Source organism: Flavobacterium litorale, from assembly GCF_019613795.1.
Classification (GTDB): Bacteria; Bacteroidota; Bacteroidia; order Flavobacteriales; family Flavobacteriaceae; genus Flavobacterium; species Flavobacterium litorale.
Genome location: NZ_CP080429.1, coordinates 60801 through 79569, shown reverse-complemented (window position 1 = coordinate 79569; position 18769 = coordinate 60801). Strand labels below are relative to the sequence as shown.

The window sequence follows — 18769 nt, the reverse complement described above, 5'->3', positions numbered from 1 at the left end:
ATTTTAAAACTAACACATATTATCCTTTGTAAATGCTTCCTCCAGATGAAGATTCTTTACTAATATTTTTGGGAGTATTAATGTACTTGATACTACCACCGCTTGATGCTTCTGCTTTCAAGCTTTGTTTAGGATTAACTATAGTGCTACCACCGCTGGATGCATCTGCTTTTACATTTTCTGCAGTAAGCCCCTTAGCATTTACGGTACCACCACTAGATGATTCCGTCATTAGGTCACGTGTGTTTCCATATACTAGTAGGGCAGCACCGCTGCTAGCATCGCACGTAACATTATCGGCATTAATAGTAACATTCATTTCGCTACCACTACTAGACGATAGGTTTAATGTTGTAGCTTTTATTGATTTTTTGGTGGTTATTGATGCACTACTAGATGATGATATCCCTTTTATTTCGGGCATACGTATCATTATTTTTTTTGCACTGGCCTTTTTAAGGTTTACATCGGTATAAATAACCAACTCTCTGCCTTTAACTTCTGTTATAATATGCTTCTGCAAGTTTTCATCAGCCTCCACAGTTATACTGGTTTCACTACCTTGTTCTATAGTTATTTCCAAACCGCTTCCGCCTGATACGTAGTTAAAACCATTTTTAACGTTACGCTTTTCCGTTATTACATTGCCATTTCCTTTAACGTTCCTGTAAGAGTATCCGTTACCATCGCCATCATTAATAAAGGCACACGAACTAAAGAGTATAAGGCTAACAATAGTAATTATTATTTTGGTTATTTGTAAAATAATTTTTGTCATTACTTATAGGTTTAAATTACTGTTCATTTTTTATTGTTACATCTATATCTTCATCGTTAATGTGTAAATATCCTTTTGTCACAGCATCGTCATCAGCATGTGCGTGTTCCAAAGCACGTTCTTCTTCTTCCATCTCTCTTTGTGCTTCTTGTTCTTCAATATAGTGATCGCACGTAATACACTTAACATCGTTTTTATCCATACGATACATGTTTTCAGAATCGTACCAAAGGTCAAAGAAAGAGTTATCCGTTTCGTCGTAGTGTTTTACACTACTGTCAGGTAAAAAGTGAGTACCTACTGGTAAATATAAAAACAATTCTACCTTTTGATTGCGATATTTGTTTTCTCTATCTGTTGTAAGATAATTATCCAAAATTAGCGTATTTTCTTCATTTTCAAAATTATATGCTATTAATTCCGCTCTTTTTCTAGCTTCTGACATTGAACTGCCTAACGATATTTTCTCGATTTGCAGGTAGGCTTTGGGTTCGTCAGATTTCATTAGAAATAGTGTAACATCATTAGAGTAAATAATATTGTTACCTGCACTATCTTGCTCTATTCTGAAACTACTTCCATTTTCGAACGATTTATCGAAATAAGTGTTATATCTAAACTTTAGGTTAAGTGTATCGTTTTCGGTAATGTTAATTTCTTTTTTCATAACGGTTTTACCTTCTGCATTAATTTCATGGCGTTCCATTACACCAATATATACAAGTCCGCCCAAAGCCACTATCCATAAAGCAAGTAATGTATACTTTGCTGTATTGCCTATAGACCTTAAATTCTCGGTTAGTATTTTTAATCCGAGTAGGAATAATGAGAATAATGGTATTGCAATGGCTAAGAATAATAGCATTGAAGTTACCCAAATTGGAATATTAGTATAATTTAGGCTAACAATAAAGGGATATAGTACTGTTACTTTTGCTGATGAGGTAAATAATATGGTAAAGAAAAAAATGAGAAGACCTACGAGCGATAAAGCAGAAAATACAGTAATACCAGCTCCTATTACTTTTGAAATTGCTTTAAAAATAGCTACAAAAACCTTCTCGAATCCGTTTCCCAATTTCTCTGCTCCCGATTTTGCGTTAGCACCAATTTTATCGTAATCAACACTCTGGATTTTTTTGCCCAATGCATCAAACTCCTCACGTACTTTACGCTCAATATTGGATATGTTTATGGCTTCGCCTGTCATTTCCAACTTTTCGGTAGTTGTTACTGCTTCGGGTATAAGTATCCATAGTAATACGTATATAATAATACTACTACCAAAGGAAAGGAATGGCGATATTATAAACAGAATACGAATCCATAGCGGATCTATCCTAAAGTAGTGGGCTATACCTGCACAAACACCACCTATTATATTTTTTTCGTTGTCACGATAAAATTTGCGTGTGCGTTTTGCTCCGTAGTAAGGTGCGCTATAATCGGTACTAGTATTTTTTTGTGCAGTACCGTCGTCGTCAAGCCTATAGTCCTCAGGTTGTCCCATAATTTCTATAACCTCTTCAACTTCCTTTGTGCCAACTACCTGCTTTTCGTTTTTGAGTTTTTCTGTTAAAAGTTCTCCAATACGGCTTTCAATGTCGTTCATTATCTCGTCTTTACCCTCAGGTAAAAGCGATTTTCTTATAGCATCAAAATAGTGATTTAGTTTTTGGTAGGCATCTTCATCTATATGAAAGAAAAGACCTCCTAAATTTATACTTACTGTTTTGTTCATGGCTATGCTTTTTGGCTGGTTATTATATTTACTGCGTCGGAAAGCTCCGTCCAGGTTATGTTCAATTCTTTTAAAAATTCTTGTCCCTCATCGGTAAGACCATAGTATTTTCTTGGTGGTCCCGATGTCGATTCTTCCCAGCGGTAACTGAGCAGCCCGTCATTTTTAAGTCTTGTTAGTAGTGGGTATACTGTACCCTCCACCACAAGAAGCTTGGCATTTTTAAGCGTATCTAGTATTTCAGAGGTATATGCATCCTTCTGTTTTAATACAGAGAGTATGCAAAACTCTAAAACCCCTTTACGCATTTGTGCCTTGGTGTTTTCAATATTCATAGGCTTTATTTTTACTATCGTTTCATTATATGTATAAGCAGCTTCCATAGTTACTGCTATTAGTTTTTTCTTATAGCAAAGTTATCGTCTCCCAAGTGAATTTTATTGGGTTTACCCGAATAACTAATTGCAGAAGATGTATCGGTGGTTGCCATAACGCTGTCTGTAACGTGTAAAGCTACTGACGACATTCGTTTTGCCCAAACTTCCGCCTTTTCACATGTAAACTTATCTCCTGTAAGTGTACCTCCATTGCATAGTACTTCCGATTTTTCTGCATGCCCGTTTAATGCTACATAAGCTCCTCCCGTAATTATAGCTTTAAACTCTTCTGTTATTATGCTCCCTTTAAAAGCACTACCTGATGCAGCTTTAATATCGCATATTTCGGTAGCATTTATATTTCCTGTAAAAGTACTACCAGTTTTTAGGGTAATACTGAGTTTAGGTGTATTAATTTGGTTGGTAACTTTTACCGTTGCTCCTGTTTTGGCGGTTATAGATGCCGTGTTATTATCAGATACATATACCTGAATGTTTTTAGCTACATTTACCGCTGCATCTTTTGCATTATTATTAATGTAAATGCGTAATTCTTTTCCGCTACGCTCTGTAACTACATAGTTCATAGCATTGTTATCTGTAGTTTTTACTTTTACCGACTCAGTATCGTTATGGGTATAAATTACCTCAATACCATTTTCTACCTTAATACTGTTAAAGTCAGATACATTTCTGGTTTCCTCATTTTGTGCTACTGCTATTGTGCTTGTTAAAGCAAGGGCAGCCATTACTAACATTGTTTTCATGATTGTTCGTTTTTGATTGATGATTGATTGTGATTGATGATTGATTGTTTTGCCTGCAAGCAGGCGATTGGCTAATTATTTTATAAATTTTATGGTTAACGGAAATTTGTATACTTCGCCATTACTGTTTTTAACTGCGGCATACAGTATTAAAAAGAATTCAATTACTTTTAATGCTGCCAGTAAAATTATACTTACTATAGCTGCTATGGCAATACCTGTAATTCTGCCTACTGTAAATTGCTCCTCTACCCAATGGCCATCGTCCAACAGCATTACGTCTATACCATTAAAAATATTGTAAAGTATAATGGGTACGCTAACAATTAATAATATCATAAAATAGAGTAGCAGGCTCAATTGAAAATTTATGATGCGTTTTCCATTCTCATTAATAAACTCTGATTCTTTTCTTTTTAAACTCCATATTATAGTAGGAAAAATAAGGTTACCAAAAGGGAATATGTATTGCGAAAATGCACTTATTTGCATTAGTGTTGCACCTGTTTTGTCTGCTGTTGTTACCATAGTATGTGTTATTAGCTATTAATTTCCTATGCAAATATATGTTTAAAAAAAGGTATTATGCAATGCAAAGTACTTAAAATTAACATAATATTAACAAATGTAACCCCTGTTAAAAAGTAATTAAATATCACTATATTAGCAGTAAAATAAGACCTTTATGGAGTTTACGCCATCAAAATTAAATACATTTCTTTTCTTTAAATTACCTTCAGCCTATTGGAGTGGAGTACGTGTAAAACAAGTTACTACAACAAAATGTGTAGCCACAGTAAAGCACAAATGGTTCAACCAAAACCCATTTAAATCTATGTATTTTGCTGTTCAGGCTATGGCTGCCGAGCTCACTACGGGTGTTTTGGTAATGTATCATATAAAAAAGAGCGGCAAAAAAATATCCATGCTTGTAGCTAATAACAAAAGTAACTTCTCTAAAAAGGCTACAGGGCGCATTACATTTACGTGTAACGATGGCGATAAACTGGAAGTCATAATACAAAAGGCAATTACAACAGGTGAGGGGCAAACTTTTTGGCTTACGTCGGTTGGAGTTGACGAAAAGGGCGACCAAGTATCGTTAATGGAGTTTGAGTGGAGCATAAAAACCAAGTAAATTATAACTGAAACAAATCATAAACAATCGTTAAACACAGTGCTTTAACGATTAATTATAATACACTGATAGTATCTTTGTTGAAAATATAATTTATGAAAGTTTTAATCACGGGAGCTACTGGTCTTGTTGGTACAGAGTTAGTATCGTTGTTGCTTAAAAACGGAATTCATATTAATTATCTTACTACATCAAAAAGTAAAATCCAAAAAGAGCAAGACTATAAAGGATATTATTGGAATCCTGAGAGTGGCATTATAGACAAAGATTGTATAGATGAAGTAGACGCTATTATTCATTTAGCAGGTGCATCTGTATCTGAACGTTGGACGGATGAGTACAAGCAGGAAATACTAGAGAGCCGTATATTATCTACTAATGTATTGTATAGTTTGCTTAAACACACCAATCATCAAGTAAAACACTTTATATCCGCTTCTGGTACAGGTATATATCCTGATAGCACGGATACGGTGTACTCCGAAACCAATACAGCCATTGACGATTCTTTTTTAGGGCGCGTTGTAGAAAAATGGGAAGCTGCTGCAGATAAAATTGCTACGCTAGGTATTAAAGTAGCAAAAATGCGTACAGGTATAGTACTATCAGGCAAAGGTGGTGCCCTTACCGAAATGGCAAAACCTGTAAAGCTTGGCGCAGGTTCAGGCTTAGGTAGCGGTAAACAAATACAATCGTGGATACATATACACGATTTGGTAAGCATGTACAAATACGTTTTACAAAATAAGTTAGAGGGCGTATACAATGCCGTTGCACCGCATCCCGTTACTAACAACGAATTGATGAAAACGATAGCTAAAGTATTGGACAGACCTTACTTTATGCCTAACGTACCTAAATTTATGCTACAACTTATACTCGGCGAAATGCATATAATATTATTAAGCAGCCAAAATGTAAGTGCTAAAAAAATAATAGGCAAAGGTTTTCAGTTTGAATACCTATCGTTAGAAAAAGCATTACGAAAAGAATTAAAATAGTTACAAAGCATTACATTGCTATTTTATCCAATTACTCCTCATTATAATTATCTCATCTAAATGTACTTAGATGAAAATAATTTGTACTTACTTATTACTATAATCCAAATACCTAATAGTATATTTGCAGCCATTTTTGGGTGCAGTACTATTGTGGCTATTTTACCACTTAAAGCAAATTAAATTCCCTGTGACAATTTGACATTTTTATGCCTTTGGCAGTACTTTTGCACACCCGATGTAACAATAGGAAAACTAAATGTTTAAGAAAATATTTAAAAACATGAGCCAAGACAACTCTGAGAGCAAAGAGAAAGAAATTATAAACGAAGAGGTAACGGTAGATAAAAAAACGACTCAGGAAGCTGATAACGAAGCAAAAAAAGTAGAAGAGCTTACTGAGGAGGAAAAATTAAAAGAAGAATTAGCAAAGGAGAAAGATAAATTTTTACGCCTATTTGCTGAATTCGAAAACTACAAAAAAAGAACTTCTAAAGAGCGTATAGAGTTATTTAAAACGGCTAACCAAGAAGTATTATTGGCATTACTACCCGTAATGGACGATTTTGATAGAGCATTGGCAGAAATTGCAAAATCTGAGAATAAAGAAATGCTAAAAGGTGTAGAACTTATCCATAATAAATTTAGCGACACATTAAAATCTAAAGGTTTAGAGCAAGTACAACTAAAAGCAGGCGATGAGTTTGATGCTGATTTTGCCGAGGCTATAACACAAATACCAGCACCGTCTGACGATTTAAAAGGTAAAATTGTAGACGTTGTAGAAAAAGGATATAAACTAGGCGATAAAATTATACGTTTCCCAAAAGTAGTACTAGGAAACTAAATAAGCCTTAATAAAGTGTAAGCATAAAGCAATGAAGAAAGATTTTTACGAAATATTAGGTATAGATAAAAGTGCAACACCCGAGCAGGTAAAAAAAGCCTACAGGAAAAAAGCAATTGAATATCACCCTGATAAAAACCCAGGCGATAAAGAAGCTGAAGAAAAGTTTAAACTAGCAGCAGAAGCCTACGAGGTATTAAGCGACCCCGATAAAAAAGCACGTTATGACCAATATGGTCATGCAGCATTTGAGAATGGTGGTGCTGGCGGCGGATTTGGCGGCGGAGGTATGAATATGGATGACATATTCAGTCAGTTTGGCGATATCTTTGGTAGTGCTTTTGGCGGTGGAGGCGGCTTTGGTGGTTTCGGCGGAGGCGGAGGTCAACGCAGAATGAAAGGGAGTAACTTAAGAATAAAGGTTAAATTAACCCTTGAAGAAATTGCCAATGGCGTAGAAAAGAAGGTAAAAGTAAAACGCAAAGTACAAGCACAAGGCGTTAGCTATAAAACCTGTACCACTTGTAACGGTAGTGGGCAGGTAATGAAAATAACCAACACTATATTGGGCAGAATGCAATCTGCATCTACGTGCCATGTATGTAGCGGTACAGGGCAAATTATAGAAAGCAGACCGCAACATGCCGATGCACATGGCATGATATTGCAAGAAGATGCTGTATCTATAAAAATACCAGCAGGCGTTGTAGATGGTATGCAGCTAAAAGTATCGGGCAAAGGTAATGAGGCTCCTGGTGGTAATAGTGTGCCAGGTGATCTTATTGTTGCCATAGAAGAAGTGGAACACGATATGCTAAAGCGTGAAGGCGAAAACCTACACTACGACTTATATATCAGTTTCTCGGAAGCAGCTTTAGGAGTTTCTAAAGAAATAGAAACGGTTAGCGGAAAAGTGCGCATAAAACTAGAACCAGGTATACAGTCAGGTAAAATACTACGCCTAAAAGGCAAAGGCATACCAAGTATAAACAGCTACGGTAGTGGCGACCTTTTGGTACATGTTAACGTATGGACACCCAAGACATTAAGCAAAGAACAACGTCAATTTTTTGAAAAATCGCTCAACGACCAAAACTTTGTTCCGCATCCCGAGAAATCGGATAAATCTTTTTTTGAAAAAGTTAAAGATATGTTTTCTTAATTTAAGAAAATTTTATATATTTGGTTTTCACTAGTTAACTAGTGGATTTTTCTTTTTCATAGCAATTTTTCCCATCCTTATGTTAATAAGGGTGGGTTTTTTTATATTTGGAATAAAATCCTTTCATTTTTAATAGTCATGCAACATAACGAATGCCTTAATTGCGGTACTACCATAGTAGGTAAATATTGTTCCAACTGTGGGCAAAAAACCGATACGCATCGTATTACATTTAAGCATTTTTTAGCGCACGAAATGTTGCATGGTGTTTGGCATCTGGAAAAAGGAATTTTGTTTACCGTTAAAGAAGCGCTTACCCGACCTGGTTATGCAGCGTTAGATTATATTGCAGGAAAACGCTTTAGGTATTACAATATGTTTTATTTAATGTTGTTGGTTTTAGCGTTAATACTTTTTGCAGCACACCACACCGAAAGTAAGGAAGCTTTTGACGAAGCTGTTTTAGATGACGACGATAATTACCAGAAGCTAGTACAGTTTATAGATACCTATATAAAGCCAATTCTGTTTACGCTAGTACCACTATTGGCAATTAATAGTTATGTACTATACCGAAGGTTAAAATTAAATTTTTTAGAGCATGTTATTATATCGGGCTTTACCTCGTTGGCCATGTTTGTAACTGCTTTAGTAGCTATAGCAATTACTGTAAAGTACCACCCTGTTACCGATTTTATTAGCGATTTATTATTTTGGGTTATGCTACTATTTCCTATACTAGCATACTACCAAGTATCGGCAAGCAAATATAAGTTTTGGGGCTTTGCTTGGCGTTTGGTACTATTTTACCTGTTACTAATACTGGAAATAATATCTATAATATCTTTTTTCACAATAGTATTTTTGTTATAAATACCAAAAAGTATTGTGAAACTTTTATACCGCTAACCATCACATAATTTCTATTTTTACACTTTAACAAAAAAATATGAGTTCAATACTACAAGTAAATAACGTTGTAAAGCAATATGGCAATTATACAGCGCTAAACAACGTTTCTTTACAAGTACCCAAAGGCAGCATATATGGGTTACTTGGTCCTAACGGGGCAGGTAAAACATCACTAATCCGAATCATCAACCAAATAACAATGCCCGATAGTGGTGAGATATTATTGGATGGCGAAAAACTAAATCAGAACCACATAGCACATATAGGCTACATGCCCGAAGAACGTGGTTTGTACAAAAGTATGAAGGTAGGAGAGCAGGCACTGTACTTAGCCCAACTAAAAGGATTATCCAAACAAGAAGCCAAAAAGCAACTGGAGTATTGGTTTGATAAGCTGGAAATAAAGGGCTGGTGGAATAAAAAAATACAAGAACTCTCCAAAGGTATGGCACAAAAAATACAGTTTGTAGTAACCGTATTGCACCAACCTAAACTATTAATATTTGATGAACCTTTTAGTGGTTTCGACCCTGTGAATGCAAACCTCATTAAAGATGAGATATTAGAACTTCGCAATAAAGGCGCCACCATTATATTCTCTACACACCGTATGGAAAGTGTAGAAGAACTTTGCGATGATATTGCACTCATTCATAAATCCAACAAGCTTATAGAGGGTAAACTCCACGAAGTTAAAAAACAATACAGAAGTAACACTTTTGAGGTTGGTATTGCTCCGCACAACTTCCAAGGCTTGCTTGCCGATATTAGCACCAAATACAAAACACAGCAAGCCCACTTTAAAACACTTGATGATGAGTTAAAACTCGAAGTATCGTTACCGCAAGGAGGTACATCGCGCGAGTTGCTTAATTACCTAATGCAACACGGAGAAATTACCCATTTTGTAGAGAAAATACCAAGTGTAAACGATATATTCATTCAAACTGTAAGCCAAAAATAGTATGAGTCTTTCCCTAATCATAAAAAGAGAATTCAATTCTAAGGTACGCAATAAATCATTTATTGTAATGACGTTTCTTAGCCCTCTGCTTATAGTGGCTATGGGTACGCTTGTAGCGTATCTTGCCAATGTAAATAAGGATGATATTAACCGAATAGCTATACACGATACATCAGGTATCCTTAAAGATAATTTTGAGGATACTAAAAATGTTAAGTATACCGACCTCTCGGCAATGGATTTGGATATTGCCAAAAAAGAGGTTTCAGATGGCGAGATTTACGAAGGTTTAATTTACATCCCTGCAACAAACGATTTAACAGAGCTAACCGATAAAGTAGAGTACATTAGTAACGATAGCCCCAACCTTGATTTTGTTTCGAAAATTGAAGATGTAGTTGATGATAAGGTAACGAAGTACAACTTGGAAACATTAGGGTTTGACTACGATAAAATTGAAGCAGCTAAAACACGGGCTAAAATACGTTTGAGTAAATTTTCGGGAGAAGAAACCTTTAAAGAGGGGAGTATTATTAAAATAATTATAGGAGGGCTGTTTGGCTACCTCATTATGATGTTTGTAATTATTTACGGTAATATGGTAATGCGAAGCGTTATTGAGGAGAAAACCAATCGTATAATCGAAATCATAATATCATCCGTAAAACCCTTCCAGTTAATGATGGGTAAAATTATAGGTACATCCTTTGCAGGAATACTACAATTCATCATCTGGACCATTTTAGGGTTAGGACTTTTCTTTATACTCAGTAGTGTATTTGGGGTACAAGTAGGTGCAGCAGCACAACCAGAGGCAACCGAAGCCTCTCGCGAAGCCATGAGCAATGCACAGTTATACGTTAGTGAGCTTTGGAAGTTGCCATTACTAACCATATTTATATCGTTTATTATTTACTTTATAGGTGGGTTCTTTTTATACAGTTCGTTATACGCTGCCATTGGTGCTGCCGTAGATAGCGAAACCGACTCACAACAATTCCTATTACCCATTATTATGCCGTTAATGCTCGGGGTGTACGTAGGCTTTTTTACGGTTATTAGCGACCCACATGGTACAGTAGCCACAGTATTTTCCATGATACCGCTTACATCGCCCATAGTAATGTTAATGCGCATACCGTTTGGCGTACCACTTTGGCAACTCATAACATCCATAATTATACTTTTCGGAACATTTTTTGGTGTAGTATGGTTTGCAGCCAAAATATACCGCATAGGTATTTTAATGTACGGTAAAAAACCAAGCTATAAGGAGATATTTAAATGGCTTAAATATTAATTACCTTCGTTATCAAAAAGTTTAAAAACCCAAAAACCTAAAAATACATGTCTAAAATATTAATTATAGAAGACGAAGCAGCAATACGTCGTGTACTTAGTAAAATACTTGCCGAAGAAAGTGATGCCTACACCGTAGAGGAGGCTGCAGATGGTTTGGAAGGTACAGAAATGATAAAAAATGACGATTATGATTTGGTACTTTGCGATATAAAAATGCCAAAAATGGATGGTGTTGAGGTGTTGGAAGCCATTAAAAAAATAAAACCCGAAATACCCTTTGTAATGATATCGGGACATGGTGATCTTGAAACGGCAATACAAACCATGCGTTTAGGAGCTTTTGACTATATCTCTAAACCACCCGATTTAAATCGGTTGCTAAATACAGTACGCAACGCCTTAGACCGTAAAGTACTGGTAGTAGAAAACAAACGGCTAAAGAAGAAAGTTAGCAAAAACTACGAAATGGTAGGTAATAGCGAGCCTATCAATCATATAAAAGAAATTATAGAAAAAGTAGCACCAACTGATGCTCGCGTGCTTATTACAGGTCCTAACGGTACAGGTAAAGAGCTAGTAGCCCATTGGCTGCACGAAAAAAGCGAACGCTCATCGGCACCATTTATAGAAGTAAATTGTGCTGCAATTCCATCAGAATTAATAGAAAGTGAGTTATTTGGGCACGTTAAAGGTGCATTTACAAGTGCTGTTAAGGACAGGGCAGGTAAATTTGAAGCAGCCCACAAAGGCACAATATTTTTAGATGAAATTGGCGATATGAGTTTACCCGCACAAGCCAAAGTATTACGTGCCTTGCAAGAAAATATGATACAACGCGTAGGGGCAGACAAGGATATAAAAATAGACGTACGTATAGTAGCTGCAACGAACAAAGATTTAAAAAAGGAAATTGAAGAGGGACGTTTCCGTGAAGATTTATACCATCGTCTTGCCGTAATATTAGTAAAAGTACCTGCACTTAACGACAGGCGTGAGGATATTCCGTTATTAGTAGAGCATTTTACAGCTAAAATTGCAGCAGAGCAAGGTACTATTCAAAAACGATTTGCTCCCGATGCAATAAAGTTACTACAGGAGTACGATTGGACAGGTAACATACGCGAACTGCGCAATGTAGTAGAACGTTTAATTATTTTGGGCAGTAAAGAAATTTCAAAAAACGATGTAAAGCTTTTTGCGAGTAAGTAATTTACAGCTTAGTTAAATACTACATCATTAATTTATAGCATACGTGTTTTTAAAAAAAATAAATCCAAACCTTTCAGAGGCATTAGAGCGAGCAGGTATAACAGTACCAACCGAGTTACAAAAGCGTACTTTTGGTACTATAAAAAGTGGTGCCGACTGTGTTATAGCTGCACCAAGTAATAGCGGAAAAACTACAGCCATAGCAATTGGCGTGATACAAAAACTAGAAGCTGCTTTTGAGCAATCGCCTAGAGCATTAATAATTGTTGCGGATAAGCCCAAAGTACTCGAAATGGAAGAGCTATTTAATAAATATGCCAAACATACCGATTTGCGAGTGTATGGCGTGTATGAGCAAGGCGATATGGATTATGATAAAAACCAGATATCAGCAGGGATTGATGTATTAATTGGTACGGCAGGCAGATTAAACCAGATGTTTTCGGTGGCTGGATTTGATATAAACAGGCTTAAAATGTTTATTGTAGATGATGCAGCACCGCTATTTAAAATAAGGCACGATGCTAAAATAGCCCGAATGTCGGATGGTATTACCAAAACACAACGTATTTTTTTTACTGACGAAATTACCGATAGAGTAGAATCGGTAGCAGACAGAATAATGATAGAACCTACATTTTTTGAATTTGACGAAAATGACGGCAAAGAATAGTAGCACTTATAAATAACAAAAGCGAAATAGAATTATGGGAATGGTAAAAGTATACGCAGGTAGCGAAATTTTGGCGCTAAACGTACAGGCAAAGCTAGAAGAAGCAGGTATAAGCACAATAGTTAAAGATAATATTGAATCGGCAACTCTATCAGGTTTTGGCTCTTTTGGGCAAACCGTACAAGTTTTTGTTAACGAAGAAGACGTAGCAAAAGCTACAGGAATAATAGGAACATAATATACTATGCTACAATCAGAACGCTTATACTACCGTGAAATACTCCCTACCGATGATAAAGCGATGTTCGCTTTAGATTCCGATCCCGAAGTACATCGTTATTTGGGTAATAACCCAGTAACTACTATTGAGCAGAGTAGGGAATACATTAAAAATATTAGGCAACAATACCAAGATAATGGTATTGGTCGCATGGCTGTTTTTATAAAAGTAACAGACGAGTTTATAGGTTGGGCAGGTTTAAAGTTAGAACATAATGTAAACGGTTATGCTCAGTTTTATGATGTAGGGTATCGTTTCATTAAAAAATTTTGGGGTAATGGTTATGCTACTGAATCAGCTTTGTTTTTTGTAGATTATGGTTTTAACGAATTAAAGCTAGACAAAATAGTTGGTTGTGCAATGGTAGCCCATAGTGCCTCCCGGCGTGCGTTAGAAAAAGCAGGCTTACAATTTATAGAAAATTTCGATTACGGAGATGGAGAGATTTGTGCATGGTATGAAATAGTAAATCCTAACTCCAAATAAACCACACCATAGCCATTTTCTTAAGTACCAACTACACTAATTATTCTATCTTTGCAGCTTTAAAATGCTATACACATGATTACTGCAGATGCTCTTTCGGTACAATTTGGAGGTACCACACTTTTTAGCGACGTTTCGTTTTCTATAAATGAGACCGATAAAATAGCCCTAATGGGTAAAAATGGAGCAGGAAAATCTACCCTACTAAAAATTATAGCTGGTGTAAACAAACCCTCTTCGGGTGCTGTATCGGCACCAAAAGATACTGTTATAGCCTATTTGCCACAGCATTTGCTTACTGAAGATGATGCTACCGTGTTTGAAGAAACATCCAAAGCGTTTGCAGGTATTTTTAAGATGAAGGCAGAAATTGATGCTTTAAATGAAGAACTTACGGTACGTACCGATTATGAATCGGATGCCTACTATAAAATTATCGAGAAAGTATCCGAACTTAGTGAGAAATTCTACGCCATAGAAGAAATAAATTATGAAGCTGAAGTAGAAAAGGTGCTAAAAGGAATGGGCTTTACAAGTAACGATTTTTCGCGCCCTACATCTGAATTTAGTGGTGGCTGGCGTATGCGTATTGAATTGGCGAAAATTCTACTACAAAAGCCCGATTTAATACTATTGGATGAGCCTACCAACCATATGGACATAGAGAGCATCCAGTGGCTAGAAGATTTTTTAGTAAACGATGCCAAAGCCGTAATGGTAATTAGCCACGACCGCGCTTTTGTAGACAGTATAACTACCCGTACTATAGAGGTTACTATGGGGCGCATTTACGACTATAAGGCGAAATACTCGCACTATTTAGAGTTACGAAAAGACCGCCGAGCACACCAACAAAAAGCATACGAAGAGCAGCAGAAGATGATTGCTGAAAATATGGAGTTTATAGAGCGTTTTAAGGGCACCTACTCCAAAACATTACAAGTACAATCGCGTGTAAAAATGCTTGAAAAACTGGTAATGGTTGAGGTGGATGAGGTGGATACCTCGGCACTCCGATTAAAGTTTCCGCCCGCACCACGTTCGGGGCAATACCCTGTAGTGGTAAACGAGCTATCCAAATCGTATGATAACCATGTGGTATTTAAAAATGCTGATATGGTTATTGAGCGTGGGCAGAAAGTAGCTTTTGTTGGTAAAAATGGCGAAGGAAAATCGACTATGGTAAAAGCTATTATGGACGAAATTAATTATGAGGGCAAATTAGAAGTAGGACACAACGTGCAAATAGGATACTTTGCCCAAAACCAAGCCGCTATGCTTGATGAAAATTTAACGGTATTTGAAACAATAGACCAAATTGCTGTGGGCGATATCCGAACACAAATTAAAAACCTGTTGGGAGCTTTTATGTTTAGTGGTGATGATACGACCAAAAAAGTAAAAGTATTATCGGGTGGTGAGAAAACTAGACTTGCTATGATAAAGTTACTACTTGAGCCTGTTAATCTTTTGATATTGGATGAGCCTACTAACCACCTTGATATGAAAACCAAAGATATTATTAAAGATGCCCTTAAAGCTTTTGATGGTACGCTGATATTAGTATCGCACGATAGGGATTTTTTAGATGGATTGGTAACTAAAGTATTTGAGTTTGGTAATAAACGCGTAAAAGAACATTTTGAAGATATTAAAGGTTTCTTAGAATATAAAAAGATGGAAAACCTGAATGAGATAGAGAAATAGTAGTCACTATATAGACCCAAGCAAACAATTTATAGAATAACAAAAAGCACAGCATGTAAACGCTGTGCTTTTCTCAATTTAACTAAACCTACTACTAAACTTATTCTACCATTTTTACAAGTCGTATAAACTCTGCTCTATAACCATCAGGGTCGTTTTCTAATCCTTGTTTTGCTAGTTTTACAATAGCTTCGCTCTTCTTATTAGGTATCAACTTGCTATCTCTTAGTTTTAAACCAAACCATGCAACGGCACTAGCAAATTTAAAATCGCCCGATGTTTTTCGTAATGTTACACTATTGTTAGAAATTATCTCGGTAATCTCCTTACTCACATTTTCGTCAGGCTTTTTGTATCGGAATTTTATTGTTGCCAATTCGTTATTATAATTATTTATAACGGCGTTGGTTTGGGTGTATTTCAATGTTGGCTCGCTAGTAAAATAATCACTATTTACACCTGTGGGTATTATCTCGTATAATGCAGTAACGGTGTGTCCGCTGCCTAATTCGCCAGCATCTATTGCATCGTTAGCAAAATCCTCATCACGTAATTTTCGGTTTTCGTATCCTATAAGGCGGTACGATTGTACGTGCTTAGGGTTAAACTCAATTTGTATCTTCACGTCTTTAGCAATAGCATACATAGAGCCTTTAAATTCCCTTTGTAAAAAACGGTCGGCTTCCTGCATCGTATCTATATAAGCATAGTTTCCGTTCCCTTTATCGGCTAATATTTCCATTTTGCTATCTTTATAGTTGCCCATACCATAACCCAAACATGTTAGGAAAACACCGCTTTTGCGTTTTTGTTCTATAAGTGTTTGCATATCGCTGTTGGATGATGCGCCTACATTAAAATCGCCATCGGTAGCCAGTATAACGCGGTTGTTTCCTTTTTTAATAAAGTTTTCCTGAGCTGTTTTATAAGCCAATTCAATACCAGCGCCACCTGCGGTACTACCACCAGACTCTAACTTATCTAAAGCAGCTATAATTTTGGCTTTTTCTGCTCCGCTGGTAGAGGGAAGTACCAGCCCTGCTGCACCAGCATATACTACAATAGCAATTCTGTCTTTAGCACGCATTTGATTTACTAGTAACTTCATCGATTGTTTTAGTAATGGTAGTTTATTACTACTACTCATTGAGCCCGATACATCTATTAAAAACACAAAGTTAGAGGCGGGTAATTCTTGTGTTGGTATATCAACCCCTTGTAGTCCTATTTTAAGCAGTTTGTGCTTAGTGTTCCAAGGTGCATCGCTATACTCTGTGCTAATACTAAAAGGCTTTTTACCTTTTGGTTGTGGATATTTGTATTTAAAGAAATTAATCATTTCCTCTACTCTAACGGCATCTTTGGGTACAGTTTGCCCGTTGTTTAAAAAACGACGTATGTTGGTGTACGAAGCATTATCTACATCGATAGAGAATGTTGATAGTGGTGCTATGTTCGGGTTTTCAAACTGGTTTTCTTCAAACGATTCATAATCTTCTTGGTCTATTTGTATTTTGGTTTGTTTCTGCTCCGCTTCTTCTATTACCTCTTCAACCTCTTCTTTTTTAGCTAAGCGTATTTTTTTAGTGGTAATTACTACTACACCGTTAGCTCCTTTATTACCGTAAATGGCTATTGATGCTGCATCTTTAAGGATTCGGCATTTAGAAATTTCATCAATATTTAAATTATCAAAGGTATCACCATCTACAGGGAAGCCATCTACTATATACAATGGTTCGCCTCTACCTGGTAGGGTAGTTATACCATTAACTTTATCCTTTATACTTTTTCGGGCTTCGTGCTGTTCTTCTACTACCACATACTCAGTTTCATCAAAGTTTCGTCCTCTTTTGGTAGTAATAACAATTACGCCATTAGCTCCTCTGTTGCCATATATAGATGTTGCTGCTGCATCTTTTAAAATGCTGTACGATGCAATATCGTTTTGGCTAATGTTCCTAAAACCGTCTTCATCTACGGGTATTCCATCTACAATAAATAGGGGTTCTATGTTTCCGTTTATACTACCCACGCCACGCAATATTATGGTGCTATCTGCACCTGGCTGTCCTGAACCTGTGGCAATATTTAATCCTGCTACTTGACCTTGGAGATTTTGAATTACCGATGGATTGGCTCTATCTTCTATCTCTTCAACCGAAATTGCTGTTACAGCTGCGTTTGTCTCCGTTTTTTCTATCGGATAACGGTTGGACGTTACCGCAGGGTATTGGTTAGAAGCATTGGGGCTTATGGTTGCCGTATTGGAAAGTGATTGGTTAGTATTTATAGTTGAAGGAACCCTAACTGCTACTTTGTTTGATGTACTTGTTGCTCTTTTATCTTTGTTTGTTATTAACGCTGATTTTTTTTGAGCCTCAAGAGGTTTATATTTTATCTCCTCTGTAGTTATTTTTCCATTTGAGATATAGTTTCTCCTTTGTACGGGTTTTCGCTTATTTGTTACGGTAACTTTTTTACCTGATGGCGATATGCCATTTGATGGTGTGTCGTAAACGAAATTCTCATTTTCTTCTTCATACACAATAGCCTCTTGTTCTTTTAAATCTCTTTTAACTGTAGGGTTAAAAGTCTCATTAATCTTTTGCGTATCTATAACTGTAACATTGTTTTCGGGTAGCGTATCAGGATTTATTATTGCATCGGGGTTGTTGTTGTTGTTTACTAGCATATTACCTATACCAATAAACAGTACTAACAATGCAGCAACGCCTGTATATTGCCACCATACTATGGCATGTCGTTTCTTTTTGTTATCCAGTTTTTCCTCAACTCTGTTCCAAACGGCTTCCATACGGTCAAACCCTTTTTGTTCGGCTTGCTCCGCAGCATCTTTAAACTGTTCGTATATTTTATCTTTATTTTCCATTGCTGTTCACGTTTTGATAATAAACATTATTTACTAATTCTTTTAGTTTGGTGCGGGAGACGTTTAATTGTGATTTAGAAGTTCCCTCACTAATGTTTAGCATGGTGGCTATTTCTTTATGCGAATAGCCCTCAATGGCAAAAAGGTTAAATACGGTTTTGCAACCTTCGGGGATATGGTTTAAAAGTTCTAGCAAATCCTCCTCTTCTAACCCGACCGATTGGGCTTGCGAAGGTTCGGCTGCTATACTCATATCTTCTATATAAATATTAAAATTTACATTCCGTTTTAAGCTTAATAAGCATTGGTTTACCGCAATTTTGCGTGCCCAAGCCTCAAAAGCTTTTAATTCTTTTAACTGATCTAATTTGGTAAAAATCGTGTAAAAGGCATCGGCCATTGCCTCTTCTATTAATTCTTCCCGTTTTAAGTACCTTTTGCAAGTATAATATAGCTTGGGTGCCATAATTTCGTACACCTGCCGTTGGGCATCACGGTGCATCTTTTTGCATGCTGCTATGAGTTTTTCGTC

19 protein-coding genes are annotated in these 18769 nt (G+C 36.4%); 12 read left to right on the top strand and 7 right to left on the bottom strand.

The window, feature by feature from the left end; all coding sequences use genetic code 11:
• Positions 1-19: 19 nt before the first annotated feature.
• The 5 genes from K1I41_RS00425 to K1I41_RS00405 form a co-directional block, all read right to left on the bottom strand.
• Complete coding sequence (locus K1I41_RS00425; protein ID WP_220640728.1) at positions 20-778, bottom strand: head GIN domain-containing protein; 759 nt, start codon at positions 776-778, stop codon at positions 20-22.
• Positions 779-794: 16 nt separating this feature from the next.
• Complete coding sequence (locus K1I41_RS00420) at positions 795-2519, bottom strand: PspC domain-containing protein (RefSeq protein WP_220640727.1); 1725 nt, start codon at positions 2517-2519, stop codon at positions 795-797.
• Positions 2520-2521: 2 nt separating this feature from the next.
• Complete coding sequence (locus tag K1I41_RS00415) at positions 2522-2854, bottom strand: PadR family transcriptional regulator (protein WP_220640726.1); 333 nt, start codon at positions 2852-2854, stop codon at positions 2522-2524.
• A gap of 59 nt (positions 2855-2913) precedes the next feature.
• Complete coding sequence (locus tag K1I41_RS00410; protein ID WP_220640725.1) at positions 2914-3663, bottom strand: GIN domain-containing protein; 750 nt, start codon at positions 3661-3663, stop codon at positions 2914-2916.
• A gap of 75 nt (positions 3664-3738) precedes the next feature.
• The gene (locus K1I41_RS00405; protein ID WP_220640724.1) at positions 3739-4191 is read right to left on the bottom strand and encodes a DUF4870 domain-containing protein; all 453 of its coding nucleotides are present in this window, start codon (positions 4189-4191) and stop codon (positions 3739-3741) included.
• A gap of 157 nt (positions 4192-4348) precedes the next feature.
• Here K1I41_RS00405 and K1I41_RS00400 point away from each other — a divergent pair, with 157 nt between their 5' ends.
• The 12 genes from K1I41_RS00400 to K1I41_RS00345 all read left to right on the top strand — a co-directional run bounded on the left by K1I41_RS00400 (position 4349) and on the right by K1I41_RS00345 (position 15344).
• Positions 4349-4801, top strand: coding sequence for a DUF4442 domain-containing protein (locus K1I41_RS00400; RefSeq protein ID WP_220640723.1), 453 nt, complete (start codon positions 4349-4351; stop codon positions 4799-4801).
• 95 nt (positions 4802-4896) lie between these two features.
• Positions 4897-5802: a TIGR01777 family oxidoreductase gene (locus K1I41_RS00395; protein ID WP_220640722.1), complete on the top strand. Its 906-nt coding sequence runs from the start codon at positions 4897-4899 to the stop codon at positions 5800-5802.
• 259 nt (positions 5803-6061) lie between these two features.
• Positions 6062-6649 carry a nucleotide exchange factor GrpE gene (locus K1I41_RS00390; RefSeq protein WP_220640721.1) on the top strand — a complete coding sequence of 196 codons (588 nt, stop codon included), beginning with the start codon at positions 6062-6064 and terminating at the stop codon, positions 6647-6649.
• A 31-nt stretch (positions 6650-6680) separates the two neighbouring features.
• Positions 6681-7811 carry a molecular chaperone DnaJ gene (gene dnaJ / locus K1I41_RS00385; RefSeq protein ID WP_220640720.1) on the top strand — a complete coding sequence of 377 codons (1131 nt, stop codon included), beginning with the start codon at positions 6681-6683 and terminating at the stop codon, positions 7809-7811.
• A gap of 138 nt (positions 7812-7949) precedes the next feature.
• A complete protein-coding gene (locus K1I41_RS00380) occupies positions 7950-8684 on the top strand; it encodes a DUF3667 domain-containing protein (RefSeq protein WP_220640719.1) in 735 nt (244 codons plus the stop codon).
• Positions 8685-8760: 76 nt separating this feature from the next.
• Entirely contained in the window at positions 8761-9687 is a 927-nt protein-coding gene (locus K1I41_RS00375) for an ABC transporter ATP-binding protein (RefSeq protein ID WP_220640718.1), read from the top strand.
• 1 nt (position 9688) lies between these two features.
• On the top strand, positions 9689-10987 hold the full coding sequence (locus K1I41_RS00370) for an ABC transporter permease (RefSeq protein ID WP_220640717.1): 1299 nt from the start codon (positions 9689-9691) through the stop codon (positions 10985-10987).
• Between the two features lie 47 nt (positions 10988-11034).
• Positions 11035-12198: a sigma-54-dependent transcriptional regulator gene (locus K1I41_RS00365; RefSeq protein WP_220640716.1), complete on the top strand. Its 1164-nt coding sequence runs from the start codon at positions 11035-11037 to the stop codon at positions 12196-12198.
• A 43-nt stretch (positions 12199-12241) separates the two neighbouring features.
• On the top strand, positions 12242-12871 hold the full coding sequence (locus K1I41_RS00360) for a DEAD/DEAH box helicase (RefSeq protein WP_220640715.1): 630 nt from the start codon (positions 12242-12244) through the stop codon (positions 12869-12871).
• Positions 12872-12905: 34 nt separating this feature from the next.
• Positions 12906-13109, top strand: coding sequence for a putative signal transducing protein (locus K1I41_RS00355; protein WP_220640714.1), 204 nt, complete (start codon positions 12906-12908; stop codon positions 13107-13109).
• A gap of 6 nt (positions 13110-13115) precedes the next feature.
• Complete coding sequence (locus K1I41_RS00350; protein WP_220640713.1) at positions 13116-13637, top strand: GNAT family N-acetyltransferase; 522 nt, start codon at positions 13116-13118, stop codon at positions 13635-13637.
• A 75-nt stretch (positions 13638-13712) separates the two neighbouring features.
• Positions 13713-15344, top strand: a complete 1632-nt coding sequence (locus K1I41_RS00345; protein WP_220640712.1) for an ABC-F family ATP-binding cassette domain-containing protein — start codon at positions 13713-13715, stop codon at positions 15342-15344.
• A 100-nt stretch (positions 15345-15444) separates the two neighbouring features.
• On the opposite strand, the gene K1I41_RS00340 is transcribed toward K1I41_RS00345, so the two are convergent.
• Together K1I41_RS00340 and K1I41_RS00335 are read right to left on the bottom strand one after the other, a co-directional pair.
• Positions 15445-18237, bottom strand: a complete 2793-nt coding sequence (locus tag K1I41_RS00340) for a YfbK domain-containing protein (RefSeq protein ID WP_255566941.1) — start codon at positions 18235-18237, stop codon at positions 15445-15447.
• Positions 18227-18739: an RNA polymerase sigma factor gene (locus K1I41_RS00335; protein WP_220641786.1), complete on the bottom strand. Its 513-nt coding sequence runs from the start codon at positions 18737-18739 to the stop codon at positions 18227-18229. Before K1I41_RS00335 ends, K1I41_RS00340 begins: the two co-directional genes overlap by 11 nt.
• Positions 18740-18769: the final 30 nt, after the last annotated feature.